15 protein-coding genes are annotated in these 18,528 nt (G+C 64.8%); 11 read left to right on the top strand and 4 right to left on the bottom strand.

Annotated features, from left to right (window positions below; genetic code table 11):
* Nucleotides 1-90: 90 nt before the first annotated feature.
* The 5 genes from alr (at nucleotide 91) to tsaD (ending at nucleotide 4,707) form a co-directional block, all read left to right on the top strand.
* A complete protein-coding gene (gene alr / locus HMPREF2874_RS07390) occupies nucleotides 91-1,425 on the top strand; it encodes an alanine racemase (protein WP_070649824.1) in 1,335 nt (444 codons plus the stop codon).
* Nucleotides 1,426-1,427: 2 nt separating this feature from the next.
* The gene (gene tsaE, locus HMPREF2874_RS07385) at nucleotides 1,428-2,045 is read left to right on the top strand and encodes a tRNA (adenosine(37)-N6)-threonylcarbamoyltransferase complex ATPase subunit type 1 TsaE (RefSeq protein WP_070649822.1); all 618 of its coding nucleotides are present in this window, start codon (nucleotides 1,428-1,430) and stop codon (nucleotides 2,043-2,045) included.
* A 120-nt stretch (nucleotides 2,046-2,165) separates the two neighbouring features.
* Nucleotides 2,166-2,954: a tRNA (adenosine(37)-N6)-threonylcarbamoyltransferase complex dimerization subunit type 1 TsaB gene (gene tsaB / locus HMPREF2874_RS07380; protein ID WP_070649821.1), complete on the top strand. Its 789-nt coding sequence runs from the start codon at nucleotides 2,166-2,168 to the stop codon at nucleotides 2,952-2,954.
* Nucleotides 2,955-3,512 carry a ribosomal protein S18-alanine N-acetyltransferase gene (gene rimI, locus HMPREF2874_RS07375; RefSeq protein ID WP_070649819.1) on the top strand — a complete coding sequence of 186 codons (558 nt, stop codon included), beginning with the start codon at nucleotides 2,955-2,957 and terminating at the stop codon, nucleotides 3,510-3,512. It begins immediately after the preceding gene.
* Nucleotides 3,513-3,606: 94 nt separating this feature from the next.
* Nucleotides 3,607-4,707, top strand: coding sequence for a tRNA (adenosine(37)-N6)-threonylcarbamoyltransferase complex transferase subunit TsaD (tsaD, locus tag HMPREF2874_RS07370; RefSeq protein WP_070649817.1), 1,101 nt, complete (start codon nucleotides 3,607-3,609; stop codon nucleotides 4,705-4,707).
* 161 nt (nucleotides 4,708-4,868) lie between these two features.
* On the opposite strand, the gene HMPREF2874_RS07365 is transcribed toward tsaD, so the two are convergent.
* Nucleotides 4,869-6,017 carry a glutamate--cysteine ligase gene (locus tag HMPREF2874_RS07365; protein ID WP_070649815.1) on the bottom strand — a complete coding sequence of 383 codons (1,149 nt, stop codon included), beginning with the start codon at nucleotides 6,015-6,017 and terminating at the stop codon, nucleotides 4,869-4,871.
* A 256-nt stretch (nucleotides 6,018-6,273) separates the two neighbouring features.
* Nucleotides 6,274-7,773 carry a THUMP-like domain-containing protein gene (locus tag HMPREF2874_RS07360; RefSeq protein ID WP_070649813.1) on the bottom strand — a complete coding sequence of 500 codons (1,500 nt, stop codon included), beginning with the start codon at nucleotides 7,771-7,773 and terminating at the stop codon, nucleotides 6,274-6,276.
* Between the two features lie 245 nt (nucleotides 7,774-8,018).
* Here HMPREF2874_RS07360 and groES point away from each other — a divergent pair, with 245 nt between their 5' ends.
* The 5 genes from groES to guaA all read left to right on the top strand — a co-directional run bounded on the left by groES (nucleotide 8,019) and on the right by guaA (nucleotide 14,940).
* The gene (gene groES, locus HMPREF2874_RS07355) at nucleotides 8,019-8,306 is read left to right on the top strand and encodes a co-chaperone GroES (protein ID WP_005505066.1); all 288 of its coding nucleotides are present in this window, start codon (nucleotides 8,019-8,021) and stop codon (nucleotides 8,304-8,306) included.
* A 103-nt stretch (nucleotides 8,307-8,409) separates the two neighbouring features.
* Entirely contained in the window at nucleotides 8,410-9,996 is a 1,587-nt protein-coding gene (gene groL, locus HMPREF2874_RS07350) for a chaperonin GroEL (protein WP_070649811.1), read from the top strand.
* 352 nt (nucleotides 9,997-10,348) lie between these two features.
* Complete coding sequence (gene guaB / locus HMPREF2874_RS07345; protein WP_070649809.1) at nucleotides 10,349-11,866, top strand: IMP dehydrogenase; 1,518 nt, start codon at nucleotides 10,349-10,351, stop codon at nucleotides 11,864-11,866.
* A 145-nt stretch (nucleotides 11,867-12,011) separates the two neighbouring features.
* Nucleotides 12,012-13,142 (top strand): GuaB3 family IMP dehydrogenase-related protein, encoded by a 1,131-nt coding sequence (locus HMPREF2874_RS07340; RefSeq protein WP_070649807.1) that lies wholly within the window; start codon nucleotides 12,012-12,014, stop codon nucleotides 13,140-13,142.
* Between the two features lie 205 nt (nucleotides 13,143-13,347).
* Nucleotides 13,348-14,940 carry a glutamine-hydrolyzing GMP synthase gene (gene guaA / locus HMPREF2874_RS07335; protein WP_070649805.1) on the top strand — a complete coding sequence of 531 codons (1,593 nt, stop codon included), beginning with the start codon at nucleotides 13,348-13,350 and terminating at the stop codon, nucleotides 14,938-14,940.
* A 229-nt stretch (nucleotides 14,941-15,169) separates the two neighbouring features.
* Here the strand turns inward: guaA and HMPREF2874_RS07330 are convergent, their stop codons facing one another.
* Nucleotides 15,170-15,643, bottom strand: coding sequence for a hypothetical protein (locus HMPREF2874_RS07330; RefSeq protein ID WP_070649803.1), 474 nt, complete (start codon nucleotides 15,641-15,643; stop codon nucleotides 15,170-15,172).
* Nucleotides 15,644-16,022: 379 nt separating this feature from the next.
* On the opposite strand from HMPREF2874_RS07330, the gene HMPREF2874_RS07325 reads away from it, so the two are divergent.
* Nucleotides 16,023-16,991: an AEC family transporter gene (locus HMPREF2874_RS07325; RefSeq protein WP_070649801.1), complete on the top strand. Its 969-nt coding sequence runs from the start codon at nucleotides 16,023-16,025 to the stop codon at nucleotides 16,989-16,991.
* A 121-nt stretch (nucleotides 16,992-17,112) separates the two neighbouring features.
* Here HMPREF2874_RS07325 and HMPREF2874_RS07320 read toward each other — a convergent pair.
* On the bottom strand, nucleotides 17,113-18,528 hold a 1,416-nt coding region (locus HMPREF2874_RS07320), incomplete at its 5' end, for an alpha-amylase family glycosyl hydrolase (RefSeq protein WP_070649799.1).

The raw sequence follows: 18,528 nt of genomic DNA, 5'->3' as shown, positions 1-18,528 counted from the left end.
TCACACGTCGGGAGGTCTAGAATTTAGTACAGACCGGCCGCCTCACGGCGGCCCACGAAAGAACCCACCACGAGAAAGACCTCGACGGACATGACCCACCCCTCCGAGCAACAGGCCGCACCGCTGTACTGCCCGCCCTGCACCCCCGAGCGTGAGGAACGCACCGCGTACATTGACCTCGACGCCATCGAGCACAACGTGCGCCGCCTCAAGGAGCTGATTGGCCCCCGCGTGCTCATCGCCATCGTCAAGGCGGACGCCTACGGCCACGGTGCCTACCCGGTGGCTCGTTCCGCCCTGGCCGCCGGCGCCGACATGCTCGGTCTCGTGCACGTCAACGAGGCCCTGGAGCTGCGTGCCGACGGTATCGAAGCCCCCCTCATCGCCTGGCTGCACACCCCCTCCACCGACTTTGACGCGGCCCTGCGCGAGGGCGTTCGCCTGGGCGTCTCCGGCTGGGACCTGGAGGCGGTTGCCGCCGCCGCCGAACACACCGGCGAGCGTGCCATCGTGCACCTGGCGGCTGACACCGGCCTGGGCCGCAACGGCGCCACGGTCGAAGAGTGGCCGGCCCTCGTGGCCCGCGCCGCCCAGCTGGAACGCGAGGGCCTGGTCCGCGTGGAGGGAATCTTCAGCCACCTGGCCGTGGCCGACGAACCCCTCCGCTCCGAAACCGCGGAGCAGCTGAAGGTTCTAGAGGGCTTCGTCGCCCGGGCGAAGGATGCGGGTTTGACTCCCGAGCTCGTGCACCTGGCTAACTCTCCCGCAACCCTGACCGCCGCCCTGGACGGCTGGCAGGCCGATGAGAGCCTGCTCGTCGACGGCGTGCGTTGCGGCCTGGCCCTCTACGGCCTCTCCCCGCTTCCCGAGGCGACGTCCGCGGACCTGGGGCTTGAACCGGCCATGACGGTGGGCAGCTACATCGCCAACGTGAAGGAAGTTCCCGCAGGTCAGGGCGTTTCCTACGGGCTGCGCTACCACACCGAGAAGCCCACGACCCTGGCTCTGGTGCCCCTCGGCTACGCCGACGGCGTGCCCCGCATCGCGGAGAACGCGCCGGTGCGCATCTACCCCGGCGCACAGGACGAAGCGGCCGGGCGTATCCCCGCGGGACCGGAGGGTAAGAACTACCGAGTGGTGGGTCGCATCGCCATGGACCAGATGGTTGTCGACCTGGGCGAGGCGGGCCTGAGCGACCCCGCTCTGGGCTACCTGGGAGCCCCGGTGGTTCTCTTCGGAGCCGGCGAGAACCCTCCCGTCGAAGAATGGGCCGAGGCCGCGCAGACCATTAACTACGAAATCGTGACCCGCATTTCGTACCGCGTGCCCCGCGTGTACGTGGGCGGCTCCTGGGTGGAGGCCGAACTCGACGGGCTCTGGGACACCGAGACCGCCGAGGCAGCGAACGAAGAGCGCGAGGGCTAAAAATGTCTGAGTATGTCTCCGCCGCCCTCGACCTGGACGTGACCGGGCCCGACCACACGCGCCGCCTGGCGCTCGCCCTGGCCGAATACCTTAAAGCCGGGGACGTGCTCCTGCTCTCCGGTGAGCTCGGCGCGGGCAAGACCACGTTCACCCGCTCCCTGGGGGAGGGGCTGGGCGTGCGCGAGGGCGTTATCTCCCCGACCTTCGTGCTCTCGCGCGTTCACCCGAACCTGCCGGAGGGCCCCCGACCCGGTGGCCCCGACCTGGTGCACGTGGACGCCTACCGCCTCTCCAGCGCCGAGGAGCTCGACGACCTGGACCTGGAGTTCTCCCTGCCGCGCTCGGTGACCGTCATCGAGTGGGGTCGCGGCAAGGCCGAGCACCTGAGCGATTCCCGCCTGGAGCTGGACTTTACCCGCCTGACCGGTGCCGATGCGCGCTTTGCCTACTCGGAGGAATTCAGCTGGGACGACGAAGATGAGAGCGTAGCCGAGGACGGCTCGGATGGTGTGGACCTCGAGGCGGATGTGTCCGAGCCTCGCCTGCTGCGCGTGCGCGCCTTCGGCCCCCGCTGGGAGGGTACCTTCGAGGAGCTCGCCGACCGACTCCGCGAGGCGTAGCCCCCCCCGTACAGATATGGCGGGCGGCCCGCTATAAGCCTCCCGGAGCCCCTCGGGCACCGCGTATCGCTCCCGGCGCACCCGCCGGGGGCCTCGGCGGGTGCGCGTTAGAATGGGAGGGTGCTAGTACTTGCCCTTGATTCATCCGCCACCGCATCCGTGGCGCTCGCCCGCGTGCACGGCTCCGAAGCCGGTGCTTCCTTTGATATCCTGGCCCGCTTCGAGAGCGAAGATACCCGCTCCCACGCCGAAGTCATGGCCCCCTTCGCCCACGCCGCCCTGCAGGAGGCCGGCGTTCGCGGCGAGGAGCTGGACGCGATTCTGACCGGTACCGGGCCCGGCCCCTTCACCGGCCTGCGCGCCGGTATTGTCACCGCGCGCGCCCTGGGATTTGCTTGGTCCGTGCCCGTGTACGGCATGATGAGTCTGACCGCTCTGGCCGAGCGTGCCTATCAAGAACGGGTATTCGCTCAGGGCGGGGGAGCCGGCGAGGCGGAAGGCGCTGAGCTGCTGGTCGCCTCCGATGCGCGCCGCCGCGAGGTCTACTCCGCACGCTACCGCGTCAACACCGAGGGCTACAGCCTGGTGGACGGGCCGACCGTGAGCCCCGCCTCCGAAATTCTGCCCGGTGAGGGCCCCTCCTACGCCTACGGCTACGGTGCCGGCCTGTACGCCGAAACCCTGCGCGAATTGGGCTGGGATCTTGTGGAAGCGGGGGAGGAAATCCACCCCCACGCCGAGTACCTGCTGGCTGCCGCGGCACGACGGGGCCTTGACGCCCTGAGCCTCGACACCTCAGCCCTGTACCTGCGTGACTCCGATGCGAAGATCCCCGCCGCGATGCTGGCCCGCCAGCAGAAGCAGGCCGCACGTGCTACCGCACAAACTGTCGGGCAGAGGGAGGGCTAAATGAGCGCAGCCGAGAACTCTGAAAACGTCGTGCGGGACGGTTTGGCCAGGGGCGCTCGCCTGCGCGTGGCTGAGTTGCCCGATGTGCAGGCCATGCATGCCATGGAGACCACCCTATTCCCCGCCGACGCCTGGCACATCGACATGTTCCTGGCGGAAATCACCCACCCGACCCGCACGTACTACCTGCTGGAGATCCCCGCGAAGAACGCGGTGGGCGATGACTCGGAGGCCGTTACCGAACGGTACTTCACCGATGGGGAAGATACCTGGCTCGCCATTGGCTATTGCGGTACCATGGTGGTCGCCGATACCGCCGACGTGCAGACCATCGGTGTGCTTCCCGAGTACGAGGGGCGCGGCTTCGGCCGGGCCATGCTCGAGCAGATGCACGCGAGAGCCCGCGAGCTGGGTGCCGAGCGCATCCTGCTGGAGGTGCGTGCCGACAACCCGCGCGCCCAGCGCCTCTACGAACGTAATGGCTACCGTGCGATTCACGTGCGCCGCCGCTACTACGAGGATGGGACCGATGCCATCATCATGGAATGTGCGTTCTAGATAGCACGGTATTCCCCCTCATTCCTCAGCTATTTTCTTCACCACAGCATTACACGTGCGGCCGACGTGAGGCCGCGCGACAGAAAGACGAACTATGAGCACTCGCGAACCCCTCGTGTTGGGCATTGAATCCTCCTGCGACGAGACCGGAATCGGCATTGTGCGCGGCGCGCAGCTGCTGAGCAACACCATTTCCTCCTCGATGGAGGAGCACGTGCGCTTCGGCGGCGTGATTCCCGAGATTGCCTCTCGCGCCCACCTGGATGCGATGATTCCCGCCCTCAAGGCGGCACTCGCCGAAGCGGACATTACCCTCGACGAAGTGGACGCCATCGCCGTCACCGCGGGTCCCGGCCTGGCCGGTGCCCTCATGGTGGGTGTTTCCGCGGCAAAGGCGCTCGCCATCGCCACCGGCAAGCCCCTCTACGGCATTAACCACCTGGTCGCCCACGTTGGCGTTGGTCTGCTCGAGGACAATGGCACCGAGGACGGCTCCGACCTGCTGGCCAACGCCGGCTCGGGCGGCCTGGGCGCGCTTCTGGTTTCTGGTGGTCACACCGAAATCCTGCAGGTGCGCGACATTACCTCCGACGTGCGTCTGCTCGGCGCAACCCTGGACGATGCCGCCGGTGAAGCCTACGACAAGGTCGCCCGCCTGCTCGGCCTCAACTACCCGGGCGGCCCCGCCATCGACCGCGCCGCCGCAGAGGGCAACCGCAACGCCTTCGTGTTCCCGCGCGGCCTGTCGAGCCGCAAGTTCATGGGCACCGCCGAGAACCCCGGAGAGCATCGCTACGACTTCTCCTTCTCGGGCCTGAAGACCGCCGTGGCACGCGTGATTGAGAGCTTCGAAGCCGCCGGTGAAGAGGTACCGGTCGCAGATATTGCGGCCTCCTTCCAGGAAGCGGTCGTGGACGTCATCACTAAGAAGGCGATGCTCGCCTGCCGCGAGCAGGGCATGAAGACCCTGCTGCTCGGCGGTGGCGTGGCGGCTAACTCGCGTCTGCGTGAGTTGCTTGCCGCCCGATGCGCCTCCGAGGGTGTGCGCCTGATTATCCCGAAGTTCACCCTGTGCACCGACAACGGCGCGATGGTTGCCGCCCTGGGTGCTCGCCTGGTCGCCGCGGGCTGCGAGCCCTCGGGCGTGGACTTTACGACGGACTCCTCGCTACCGGTGACCACTGTCTGTTTCTAAGTTGCCTGCTTCTAAACGGGCAACTCCTGCAGGAATATCAGCGCGAACGCGTTCATGCGGCTCGCCTTGAGACGCTCATGGAAATGCCTCGGCACAGTCTCTCAATGTACTGCGCCGAGGCATCTCTATATCTAAGTTTTTCTTCCCGTAGGGGAGCGGCACTAACGCAAGGCTTGCGCGCGGGACTGGGCGGCCACATCCAGGGCCACCTCACGCATCGAGCCGGTGCGCTCGAACACTGCACGCTGGCGGTCGGCGCCGGTACCCTCCGCGAGGATGCGGCGCACCTGCGCCAGCTCCAGCTCGCAGTCAAGATCGCGGGCCACCGGCTCCAGCTCGGGCAACAGCAGTTCAAAGTCCTCGCGCAGGGTGCGCTGCTCCGGCGCGTTGGAAACCACGATTTTTGCGTCCAGGCCGTAGCGGGCCACGCGCCACTTGTTCTCCTGCGCGTGCCAGGGCGCCAGCACCTCGGGCTTGTCACCTGCCTCGATGCGGCGGGAGAAGTACTCCACCAGGCACTGGGTGAACGCCACAACCGCGGCGACATCCGGCAGGGAGGCCAGGCCGTCGCAATAGCGCATCTCGATGGTGCCGTAGCGCGGTACCGGGCGCACATCCCAGCGGTCCTCGCTCGGGTCATTGATAACGTCGGTCGCCACGAGCGAGTCGAGGTACTCGCAGTACTGCTCCCAGGTGTCGAAGTGGAAGGGCAGGCCGTTGGTCGGCAGCTGCTGGTAGAGCTGGGTGCGGTGCGAGGCGTACCCGGTGTCGATGCCCTCCCAGTAGGGGGAGGAGCAGGAGAGTGCCAGCAGGTGCGGCCCGTAGTTGGTGAGCGCGTCAATGAGCGGCAGAACCTTATCGCGGGAGTCCACGCCCACGTGCACGTGCACACCGTAAATGACCATGTGGCGGCCCCAATACTGGGCGCGCTCGACCACGCGCCGATAGCGTTCCTTGTCCACGACGGGCTGCTCGGACCAGCGGGAGAACGGGTGCGTGCCCGCCGGGTAGAACTCGATACCCAGCCCGTCGGTAATCTCGCGGATGGTGTCGGTCAGCTCCTGCAGCTGGCGGCAGGCCTGCGCCACGGTCGTGCAGATGCCGGTGATGACCTCGATGGTGTTCTCCAGGAATTCCCCGGTCACGTGCGCCCGGTCGGAGGCGGGCTCCAGCAGCTCGGGGCGGCGCTCGCGCAGGATGCCGAGCACCTCGGCGGCGCGCTGGGTCAGTTCGCCGCTTTCACGGTCGATGAGTGCAATCTCCCATTCCACGCCGAGGGTGGACTGAGGGGAGGAAGCAAAGTCGATCATAGGACCTTTCCTGCGTCTGGAATTAGAGTCGTGCAAGTGCCGACTGCGGAAGCGGATATCGGTGGGCTCTGCCCGTTCGGGCGCCGGCCGGTGAGAACCGGCCCGGTGGGAAGCACCGTTGTCGGGCACCGTATCTAGTGTACGGTCTGACGGTGCTCAACGCCCTGTCGAACGCAGAATCCGGAACCGGTACCGTAACGAATCGTCACGAATGGTAACCCCCGCTCGGGGCTGGGGTGTCAAAGGCCGGAGGAGGTTAGAGGGGACGCACGTGCCAGCCGACGCGACGGGAATCTCTGCCCGCGCCGATGCGAGTGAAGACCAGCGTTGCCGGGCGGTACGAGGACTCCTGCGCGCCTCCAGAAAAATTAGCGTTCTTTTTCTGTTTCTTCTTGGTGGGCTTAGAACCCGCCGAACCCAGCAGGCGCGCACGCAGCTGTTCCGGCACAATATCCACGCCGCGCTTCTTAATCGTCAGCGCGGTAAAACCCTGCTCGCGCACCCATCGCTTCAACTGCTTCTCCTGCAAGGGAATCTCCTCCAACACCTCGTAGCAGGTGACCAGCGGATGCTCCACCGGCTCGGCGGAGCACAGGTACGCCAGGTGCTCGTCCAGTAGCTGCGCGCCAATGCTCTGCGCAAACTCCGCGACCAGGTGCGAGCGCACAATCGCGGGGGCGGGCTCCAGTAGGTACTCACCCGGCTGTGGCAGGGACACCGGAACCTCCACGCTCCGCTCGGCCTCGGCCGCCGTGAGGGCGCTGCGGAAGCTCACCGCCTCGTAGGGCGGCAATAGGTCGGCAACCTCGCCGGCCGCCTCGGTCGCGGGCGATGCCGTGTCGGCCGACAGCTCGCGCACCGAGGTTGCGGTGCGGGCCACGCCCTCCTGGGCCAGTGCATTAAACCAGAGAACGAGCTCGGCGAGGGAACCCTCCGACTGAATCCACTCTGCCTCAACGCGTGGGGCGGAGTTCGCCTCCGAGGCGATGTCCTCGGGGGAGGGGATACCCTCGTGCGGAAAACCGGGCCCCAGCTTCACACCCATCGGCATGCCGGTGCGCGCCAGGCCCAGCACGAACGAGAACGGGGGCGAGAACGCCTCAGGGTCGAAGAGGCGCTCCGTCTGCGCCTTCTTGGCCCCTCGCAGCTCGCGGCGGGCCGGGTCCAACCACAGAATGGCGGGGGAGGCGCCCGCGCCATCGGTGAGGGGAGCTTCCGAGCCTGCACCGCTGGCGGGGCCGTAGGCGGTGACATCGCCCGAGTACACGCGTGCCCGCGGGCAGAACGCCAGGTTTGCCGCGGCGAATGAGGCGGTCAGCGGATCGAGCTCCACCGCCACGGCGGAACCGCGAGCCGCGGCGTAGACGGCGGTATCCGAGCCGATGCCGCACCCCAGGTCGGCCACGAGTCCCGGAACCCGCGCGAGGCGGTCGGCGCGGTAGTGCGCAATCACCGGGCGGGTGGCCTGCTCCGCCGCCTCCTGAGTCAGCATGAGGACGCGGGCGCGCTCGCCGAACTTGGCGCGCGCACGAGTGCGAGCCTGCGCCAGGGAGATGATGGCGGAGGATTCCTCGGGGCTGAACCCGCGTGAACGCAGGGATGTGACGGCGCCGAGGGTATCGGAGCCCAGCGGGTAGAGCTCATCGGCTGCCGCGAGCGCCTGGTCGCTGAGGGGCAGCGGAGGAGCGGGAGAAAAACCGAGCGGGTATTCTCCTGCAGGAAGAGCTTCGGGGGATGCGTTAGGGCTGTGGGGCATGTCCCCATTTTACGGGCCTTCGCCCGGGGAGTTGTGCCCCCTGCCGGAGCCCGCCCGCCGGGCCGCCCAGACCCGGTGTCGACCCCTGTTCGCCTTGCGGTGAAACGCTCCGGCGGAGGGCGGGTTTTCTTGACCGAAAGCACCGGTGAAACTAGAGTTGAGGTAGCACTCGAGACGGCGTTTGGGTGCATCACCGCGCCGCCGTCTCGCATCAAACGTTAATCCACAATCCGGAGGAACCGATTATGGCCATCAAGCCGCTGGAAGACCGCGTCGTTATCAAGATCGAACAGGCTGAGCAGACCACCGCATCCGGTCTGGTCATCCCCGAGACTGCGAAGGAAAAGCCGCAGGAAGCACGCGTTGTCGCCGTTGGTCCCGGCCGCGTGGATGAGAAGGGCAACCGCATCCCCGTTGACATCAAGGAAGGCGACGTTGTCGTGTTCTCCCGCTACGGTGGCACCGAGGTCAAGTACCAGGGCGAGGAGTACCTGATTCTCTCCGCACGCGACGTTCTGGCAATCGTCGACTAATACTTTCAGATGCTCATGCGCCGTACCGTTCACCCGGTGCGGCGCATGAGCTATCATCTGCCCCCTCATTTTCTTTCTGTGACGCACTAGGAGTAGCGAACACATGGCTAAGCAGCTTGAATTCAACGATGCAGCCCGCAAGTCCCTGCAGGCCGGCGTCGATAAGCTGGCAAACGCGGTCAAGGTAACCCTTGGCCCGCGCGGGCGCAATGTTGTGCTCGACAAGCAGTGGGGTGCACCCGTCATCACCAACGACGGCGTGTCCATTGCCCGCGAGATCGAACTGGACGACCCGTACGAGAACCTGGGCGCCCAGCTGGCGAAGGAAGTCGCCACCAAGACCAACGACGTTGCCGGCGACGGCACCACCACCGCAACCGTGCTCGCGCAGGCGCTGGTGAACGAGAGCCTGCGCAACGTGACCAGCGGTGCGGCCCCCGCCGACGTCAAGCGCGGCATCGAGGCGGCCGTGGAGGCTGTCTCCGCACGCCTGCTCGAGAACGCACGCCCCGTGCAGGGCCCCGAGGTGGCGCACGTCGCCGCTATCTCCGCCCAGTCCGAGCAGATTGGTGAGCTGCTGGCTCGCGCCTTCGAGAAGGTCGGCCAGGACGGCGTTATCACCATCGAGGACGGTTCCTCCACCGAGATTGAGCTGGAGATCACCGAGGGTATGCAGTTCGACAAGGGCTACCTCTCGCCCTCCTTCGTGACCGACGCCGAGCGCGGCGAGGCTGTTCTGGAGAACACCCTGGTGCTGCTCTACCAGGGCAAGATTTCCACCATCGCAGAGATCATGCCCGTGCTCGAGAAGATCGTTCAGGCGAAGAAGCCGCTGACCATCATCGCTGAAGACGTTGATGGTGAGGCGCTCTCCGCCCTGGTCGTGAACAAGCTGCGCGGCACCATCAACGTGGTTGCCCTGAAGGCCCCCGGTTTCGGTGACCGCCGCAAGGCCATCATGCAGGATCTGGCAATCTTGACCGGTGGTACCGTCGTGACCGGCGAGCTCGGCATTGACCTGCCGCAGGTCACCCTCGAGCACCTGGGTTCGGCACGCCGCGTGACCGTGACCAAGTCCCACACCACCATCGTGGATGGCGGCGGCGACCCCGAGGCCATCGAGGACCGCGTGCAGCAGCTGCGCCGCGAAATCGAGCGCGTGGACTCCGAATGGGACCGCGAGAAGCTCAAGGAGCGCCTGGCTAAGCTGGCCGGCGGCGTGGGCGTCATCAAGGTCGGCGCCGCAACCGAGGTTGAGGCGAAGGAACGCAAGCACCGCATCGAGGACGCTGTGTCCTCCACCCGTGCCGCTCTGGAAGAGGGCATCGTCTCCGGTGGTGGGTCCGCGCTGGTCCACGCCCTGAAGGCGCTGGACGGCCTGGAGCTGGATAACCACGACGCAAACGTGGGCGTGCAGATTGTTCGCCGCGCCCTGGTCCAGCCGCTGCGCTGGATTGCGGAGAACGCCGGCGAGGACGGCTACGTCATCGTCTCCAAGGTCTCCGAGCTGCCCGTGGGTCACGGCTACAACGCCAAGACCGGCGAGTACGGCGACCTGATTGAGGCCGGCGTGATTGACCCGGTGAAGGTGACTCGTTCGGCCCTGCAGAACGCCTCCTCTATCGCGGCTCTGGTGCTGACCACCGAGACCCTGGTGGTTGAGAAGCCCGAAGAAACTGAAGAAGACTAAATAACGAGCGTGCCCGGTACTGCCCCCTGAACTGGAGGCGGTACCGGGCACTAGCTATCCCCTCAACGCCGCAGCATCGGGGTCTTCGAGTGCAAGAACCCGGTGCCCGCCGCCATTCTTCGGGGCGGCTCGGTATCTTCCGAGCGAAGAAACCCTAAGCGGCTTATCATAGAAGGTAGACTGTCCGTTTCCGCACCCTCCGGAGCATCCGGCGGACGCGCCCGCTCAGAACCCGCGTGGGCCGCCGCCCGGTACTCGCGCCGGGGGAGTGGGGTACATACCGCGACACCTTATAAAGCGCTTCCCCACGGCAAAATCGCACCGGCGAAGCACACCATCCGAAAGGTAGACAATGACCATCCCCACCGCTCTGTCCGAGGATCCCTTCGGCTTCACCGGCCTGACCTACGACGATGTGCTGCTGCTGCCCGGCAACACCGACGTCATTCCTTCCGAGGCTGACACCTCCACCCGCCTGTCCAAGCGCATTAACCTGAACATCCCCATCATTTCCGCGGCTATGGACACCGTGACCGATTCCGCTATGGCCATCGCCATGGCGCGCCTGGGTGGTCTCGGCGTGATTCACCGTAACCTTTCCATCGAGGACCAGGCCGCACACGTGGACCGCGTGAAGCGTTCCGAGTCCGGCATGATTATTAACCCCGTGACCATCGGTGCGGACGCCACCATCGCCGAGTACGACGAGGTGTGCGGTTACTACCGCGTCTCCGGCCTGCCCGTCGTGAGCGAAGAGGGCGTGCTGGAAGGCATCATCACCAACCGCGATATCCGCTACATGGCCCGCGGCGACTTCGAGAACATCCGCGTTCGCGACATCATGACCCCCATGCCGCTGGTGACCGCCCGCCCCGGCGTTTCCAAGGACGAGGCTTTCGCCCTGCTCTCCCACAACAAGATTGAGCGTCTGCCCCTCGTGGACGAGGCCGGCAAGCTGGCCGGTCTGATCACCCTCAAGGACTTCGTGAAGACCGAGCAGTACCCCCGCGCCACCAAGGACGAGGACGGACGCCTGCGCGCGGGTGCCGCTATCGGCTTCTTCGGCGACGGCTACGAGCGCGCCATGACCCTGGTCGAGGCCGGCGTGGACGCCCTCTTCGTAGATACCGCAAACGGCCACTCCCAGGGTGTGCTGGACATGATTGCTCGTCTGAAGAAGGACCCCGCCGCCGCACACGTGGACGTTATCGGTGGTCAGGCCGCAACCCGCCAGGGTGCTCAGGCCATCATCGACGCCGGCGCCGACGCCGTGAAGGTTGGCGTGGGCCCGGGCTCCATCTGCACCACCCGCATCATTGCGGGCGTGGGCGTGCCCCAGGTGACCGCGGTCAACGAGGCCGCTAAGGCAGCCATCCCCGCCGGCGTCCCCGTGATTGCCGACGGCGGTATGCAGTACTCCGGTGAGATTGGCAAGGCTCTGGTGGCCGGCGCCGACTCCGTGATGCTCGGCTCCCTGCTGGCCGGCACCACCGAATCCCCCGGCGACCTGATTCTCGTGAACGGCAAGCAGTTCAAGGCGTACCGCGGCATGGGTTCGCTGGGCGCTATGCAGACCCGCGGCCGCCACAAGTCCTTCTCGAAGGACCGTTACTTCCAGGCCGACGTCTCCAGCGAGGAGAAGCTGATTCCCGAGGGCATCGAGGGTCAGGTTCCCTTCCGCGGCCCGCTCTCCGCAGTGATTCACCAGCTCGAAGGTGGCCTGCGCCAGACCATGTTCTACGTCGGTTCGCGCACCATCGAAGAGCTCAAGAACAAGGGCCAGTTCGTGCGCATCACCCCCGCGGGCCTGAAGGAATCGCACCCGCACGACATCACGATGACCGTTGAGGCACCGAACTACCGCCGCTAAGACGCATCACCAACGATGATTCGCCGCACGGCGTGCACACCGCGCGCCGTTGAGCCCGTCCCGTACCCTCCCGGGTACCGGGGCGGGCATCGGTGCGAATAACGCCCGGCGGCACCCCTCAAACCGAATTCGAAAGGATTCACCCATGTCTGAAATTCAGATTGGCCTCTCTAAGAGCGCCCGACCCACCTACTCCCTGGACGACGTGGCGCTGGTACCCACCCGCCGTACCCGCGATCGCCGCGATGTCGACACCTCCTGGCAGATTGACGCCTTCAAGTTCGACACCCCGATTATTGGTGCGCCCATGGACTCGGTCATGTCCCCGGCGACCGCTATTGCCCTGGGCAAGCTGGGCGGTCTGGGTGTGCTAAACCTCGAGGGCCTGTGGACCCGCTACGAGGACCCGCAGCCGCTACTCGACGAGATCGTTGAGCTGCCCGAGGCGGACCCCGCCTCCGCAACCACCCGCATGCAGCAGATTTACTCCGAGCCGATCAAGCCGGAGCTGATTACCGCACGCCTGGAAGAGATTCGCGACTCCGGCGTGGTGGTTGCCGGTTCGCTGAGCCCGCAGAATACTCAGGAGTACTACGAGACCGTGGTGAAGGCCGGCGTTGAGCTGTTCGTCATCCGCGGTGCATCCGTCTCTGCCGAGCACCTTTCGACCTCGCACGAGCCGCTGAACCTGAAGAAGTTTATCTACGAGCTGGACGTTCCCGTCATCGTCGGTGGCGTGGCTGGTTATTCGCAGGCTAAGCACCTGATGCGCACCGGTGCCGCCGGTGTGCTGGTGGGCTTCGGCGGTGGTTCTGCCCAGACCACCCGACAGGGCCTGGGCATTTCCGCACCGATGGCAACCGCCATCGCCGACGTGGCTGCGGCACGTTCGGACTACCTGGACGAGTCCGGCGGCCGCTACGTGCACGTGATTGCTGACGGTTCCCTGGGCCGCTCCGGCGATATGGTGAAGGCGCTCGCCCTCGGTGCTGACGCCGTGATGCTGGGCGCTCCGCTGGCTCGTGCATCCGAGGCTCCAGGTCAGGGCCTGTACTGGGGCAACGAGGCGCACTCGCTGGACTTCCCGCGCGGCGTGCGCACCCCGCTGGGTGTTGTCGGCTCCCTGGAGGAGGTCCTGTACGGTCCTTCGCACCACGTGGACGGCACCAGCAACATTGTCGGCGCGCTCAAGCGCGCGATGGCTAACTGCGGCTACCTGGAGCTGAAGAAGTTCCAGAAGGCCGAGCTGACCGTGGTCCCTTCCTACCGCGGCTAATGTAGCGTCATGAATCACCGCTCGGCGGCTACGGGGCTATCCCCGCGGCCGTCGGGCGGTGCCTTCTATCTGCAGTGTGAAAAGAACGGTTGTAGGCGGAATAGTCCCCGCGCCACGGGCGTTCAAGCTCACACAGCGATAGCGTAAAATAGATATAACCCCGCGCAAGTGCGCGGATTAGCACCAACACGTTGAGGTAATTTTCGTGACCAATTCTGTGAACCTGGACCAGCTCGAAGAGCGTCCCGTCCTGGTGGTGGATTACGGTGCTCAGTACGCGCAGCTCATTGCTCGACGCGTGCGTGAGGCCGGCATCTACTCCGAAATCGTCCCCCACTCCATGAGCACCGAGAAGATGCTCGCCAAGAACCCGGCAGCCATCGTGCTTTCCGGCGGCCCCTCCTCGGTTTACGCCGACGGCGCCCCCAAGGGTGATAAGGCCCTCTTCGAATCCGGCGTACCGATCTTCGGTATCTGCTACGGCTTCCAGGTCATGGCCCAGACCCTCGGCGGTACCGTGGCCCAGACCGGCCTGCGCGAATACGGCGCAACCGACGCCGTCGTCTGCGCTGAGAACTCCTCCTTCCTGACCGGCACCCCCACCACCCAGAACGTGTGGATGTCTCACGGTGACTCCGTGACCGAGGCTCCCGAAGGCTTCGAGGTGCTGGCAAAGACCCCCGGCGCATCCGTGGCAGCATTCGTGGACGAGTCCCGCAAGCTCGGCGGCGTGCAGTGGCACCCCGAGGTGAAGCACTCCGACTACGGCCAGGTCGCCCTGGAGAACTTCCTCTACAACGTGGCTGGCCTGAAGCCCACCTGGTCCACCGACAACATCATCGAGGAACAGGTCGCCAAGATCCGCGAGCAGGTCGGCGGCGACCGCGTTATCTGCGCGCTCTCCGGCGGCGTTGACTCCTCCGTGGCGGCAGCACTTGTGCACAAGGCTGTCGGCGACCAGCTCACCTGCTTCTTTATCGACCACGGTCTGCTCCGTGAGGGCGAGCGCGAACAGGTTGAGAAGGACTACGCAGCGTCCATGGGTATCAAGGTCATCACCATCGACGAGTCCGAGCGTTTCCTCTCCGCACTCGAGGGCGTCACCGAGCCCGAGGCGAAGCGTAAGGCTATCGGCCGCGAGTTCATCCGTTCCTTCGAAGAGGCACAGCGCAAGCTGATTGCAGAGGCCGGCGAAGAGGGCGCAGACATCAAGTTCCTGGTTCAGGGTACCCTGTACCCGGACGTTGTCGAGTCCGGCGGCGGCGACGGCACCGCAAACATTAAGAGCCACCACAACGTGGGCGGCCTGCCCGACGACCTGACCTTCGAGCTGGTGGAGCCGCTGCGCACCCTGTTCAAGGACGAGGTTCGCGCTATCGGTCGTGAGCTCGGCGTTCCCGAGAAGATTGTGGCGCGTCAGCCCTTCCCCGGCCCCGGCCTGGGTATCCGCATCGTCGGTGAGGTGACCCGCGAGAACCTGGAGACCCTGCGCGCAGCTGACGCCATTGTGCGTGAAGAGCTGACCGCGGCTGGCCAGGACGAGCACATCTGGCAGTGCCCCGTGGTTCTGCTGGCTGGCGTTCGCTCCGTGGGCGTTCAGGGCGACGGCCGTACCTACGGTCACCCGATTGTTCTGCGCCCGGTCTCGTCTGAGGACGCGATGACCGCTGACTGGTCGCGCCTGCCCTACGACCTGCTGGCTAAGATCTCGAACCGTATTACGAACGAGGTCAAGGACGTTAACCGAGTGGTGCTGGACGTTACCTCCAAGCCCCCGGGAACCATTGAGTGGGAGTAATCCCCACTTTGGGCTACGTAGCTTTGTAGCTGAGAGCCCGTGAAGAAGCCGCCCGGTGCATCCTGTCGTGGATGCGCCGGGCGGCTTTAGCTATGGGGCAGAGAAATATTAATGCGAAACGGATATTTTCTTCGAAATTAAAGAAAACCGCTTATTTTTTTAAACTACGAGTCTAAATAAAAGAAATACACTCCGGAAAATTCCGCAAAAATAAGCGGGACAGAAATATTTAATACGGCCGATTCGGGTGGCGAATCGAACTGCGCCAATGCGCGCTCGAGCCCAGGCCAAAATGCAGACCAAAGAAGGCCCCAAAACACAGGAACCCAAAAGCGCAGGCCATGTACACGCCGTAGGTCAGCACCAGGAAATCGGAGTCGTGTTCCAGGCCGGAGAGTACCAGGTGAGTCAGGTTTACGCCCAAAACGGCAAGCCATACGACGCTTGCCACCGCAATCAACCAGGACAGTAGGCTCAGTACCGGGTGCGGGACCCTAAACGTGCGTTCCTCGACTTGGGCTTCTGAACGGGTAGAGGCTACGGAGGCAACCGCTGAAACGCTCGTAGCGGCGGACGCGGAACGCCACGGGATATGCACCCCGGCGTGGGGGTGGGCGGCGCGGCGCGGGGTTTTCTGACGCGCTACCTTGGGGGAGGGGACACCCCCGGAGTCGGAAGGGCTGGAGAGGTAAGGCTGCTGCATTGCGTGCTCCCGGCGAGATCTTGAAGGGAACTAATCCTGCTGAGTTCGCTTCGTGAGAGTATGGACGGCAGACGAGTTCATACGGTAGGAAATGCAATCTCTGCGTATTTCTAGAGTAAATTTGATGTATAAAAAATACGAGGGTTTCGGCAAATATGATGCAATATGACGCGAAAATTTCGAAATGGCATCCCGTGAAATACTCAACCTTAATCTGAAGGTATAGGCGGGCAATATTAGACAGGCCCACATTCTCGAGAATATTCCTCGCCACCTCTTCCTCGGCGCCCGAACGTGAGACCATGGAAAAGGCGGCCTAGCGCAACGGCGCGGTGCGCATCCAAAATAAGGGCCAACGCGGTGACCGAAGGAGCGTCTTGTGGGAATCATCCTGCCCCTCATCTACCTGGTTGCAGGGCTGACGCTGGCGCTCATCCTGCCCGAGCACCGGGGCACACGGCTCAAGGAATGGGCCTCGGCCCTGCTGACCCGCTGGATTATCCCCGCCGTCATCATCTACACGGTCGCCACCAGCCGCCCAGAGCTGTTCTTCGTGGCCGCGTCCACCATGGTTATGATGCTCCTCGGCGTACTCGGTGCCGGGCGGATTACCCGCGATCCCGTGCAGAAGCTCGCCTTCGTCTACCTGAACGCCGGGCTCTTCGGCATCCCCGTGGTCGCGGGCATCTGGGGCGATGAAGCCGTGCGCGTCTACATCGGCGCGTACATCGGCAACTCCATCATGGGCAATATTCTGGGTACCTCGCTGCTGCGGGGAGACTCGAGGGCCGAATCAGGTGAAGGTTCCCCACCCCGTACGGCTACCGCCCCGAGCCGCGGCGCAACCATCCGCAGGGTACTGCGAGGGCTGCGAACGAGCCCGCCCGTCATCGCCGTGGTGCTCGGCCTGCTGTGCCTGCCCGCCGGGCCCTTCCTGAGCCAGCACGGGGCCGGGTTCTACCGGGTGCTGACCTGGGTCTTCAGCTTTATCGGAATGATCGTTCTGGGCATGTGGCTCGGGGCCGCCAAGCTGCACCGCGCAGACCTGACCCGGGCCGCCGGATGGGCGGTGCTCCGCGCCGCGCTCGTGAGCGTCTACAGCCTCGGCGTGTTGGCGCTCGCCCGTTGGGCGCACGACGCGGCGGGCGTACACTTCGACCAGCTACTGGCCTACCCGCAGGTGCTCTTCATTCTGGGAGTCCTGCCGCCTGCCGCCAATATCGTGATTCTTGAGACCCACTACCGGCACGAGGGCACCGCAGCCCCCGTCATTGCCGCAGGGGCGGTCGTCAGCGGGGGTCTTATCGCGATGGCGGTACCGATTCTTCAGCTTGCGTTCTCCGGTTAGCCGGATCCGAAACGAGCACACAACGAGTGGGTACAGCAAAAGGAGGGCGGGGATCGTACAATCCCCGCCCTCCCGCGGTTCTACGCCGACCTAGAGGTCAGCAGCCGTCGGACAGCTTTCGCTATCGAACGATGTGGTAGACCTTTGCCTCGTAGGGGCGCAGGGTCGAACCCGCATCGTCCTTGTAGTTCGAGCTCACCAGCTCGACGCGGGCGCCAGACTCGCGTGCCTCGTTCAGCACGGCGAAGTCGCGCTCCTGCTCCTCGGCGGTGAAGTTCGAAATCACCAGCAGAGACTCGTTCGCCGGGGAACCGTCCGCGCCACCGGTACGGGTGTAGGCGTACACAGCCTCGTCCTCGTCGTGCGGAACCTGGAGCGAATCCACCGGAGCGAAGGAGGCGTAAACCATCAGGTCCTTCAGCTCGCCGCGGCGCAGGTTGACCAGGTGCTGGTAGTGGTAGAACACCGAATCGGGGTCGGCCAGAACTGCCTCGGCGTTGATTTCGGGGTAGTTCGGGTTCACGTTAATCCAGGTGGTCACGCCCTCGGGGCTGAAGCCGGCGTTCGCCGAGCTGTCCCACTGAACCGGGGTACGAGCGTTGTCGCGGCCCTTGATGTAGATAGCCTGCATCGCCTCTTCGTGGCTCAGACGCTTGTGGTCAACGTGCATGTCCTCGTAGAAGCGAATCGAGTCACCATCGCGGTAATCCTCAATCGAATCGAACTTCACGTTGGTCATGCCGATTTCTTCACCCTGGTAGATGTACGGGGTGCCCTGCATGAAGTGCAGGGTGGTCGCCAGCTGCTTAGCGGACAGGGTGCGGAACTCATCCGAATCGTTACCGAAACGGGAGACCACGCGCGGCTGGTCGTGGTTGTTCCAGTACAGCGAACCCCAGGCGTTACCCTCCAGAGTGGTCTGCCAGTCGTTCAGGATGCGCTTGAGCTCGGTCAGCTTGTACGGCGCGTAGGACCACTTGCCGCCCAGCTTGCCGTTCGGGTCGTTGTCCACGCCCATGTGATCGAAGTGGAAGATCATGTTCAGCTCACCGGTGTGGTAGCCAGCCCACAGCTTAGCGTCCTCGGGGCTGGTTGCGCTGGTCTCGCCCACGGTCATCACGTCGTAGCGGCTGAAGGTCTCGCGGGTGAGCTCCTTCATCCACGGGTGCACCATGGTGCCATTCGTAATGACGAACGGAATCGAGGAGGTGTGCTTCTCAAAGTCGGTGGAGGGGTCATCCGGGAAGCCCTCGGGCTTGGAGATGATGTTAATGGCGTCCAGGCGGAAGCCGTCAACGCCCTTGTCCAGCCACCAGCGAACCATAGAGTACAGATCCTCGCGAACCTTTTCGTTCTCCCAGTTCAGGTCGGGCTGTTCCTTGAAGAAGATGTGCAGGTAGAACTGGCCGGTTGCCTCGTCCCACTCCCAGGCCGGGCCACCAAACTCGGATGCCCAGTTGTTCGGCGGAATCGGCTTGCCGTTCTCGTCGAAGCCCTTCGGGTCCTTCCAGATGTAGTAGTCGCGGTAGGGGTTGTC

Origin of the sequence: Rothia sp. HMSC068F09 (genome assembly GCF_001812775.1) — a bacterium.
GTDB lineage: Bacteria > Actinomycetota > Actinomycetes > Actinomycetales > Micrococcaceae > Rothia > Rothia mucilaginosa_A.
This window is presented reverse-complemented; position numbering and strand designations above follow the sequence as displayed.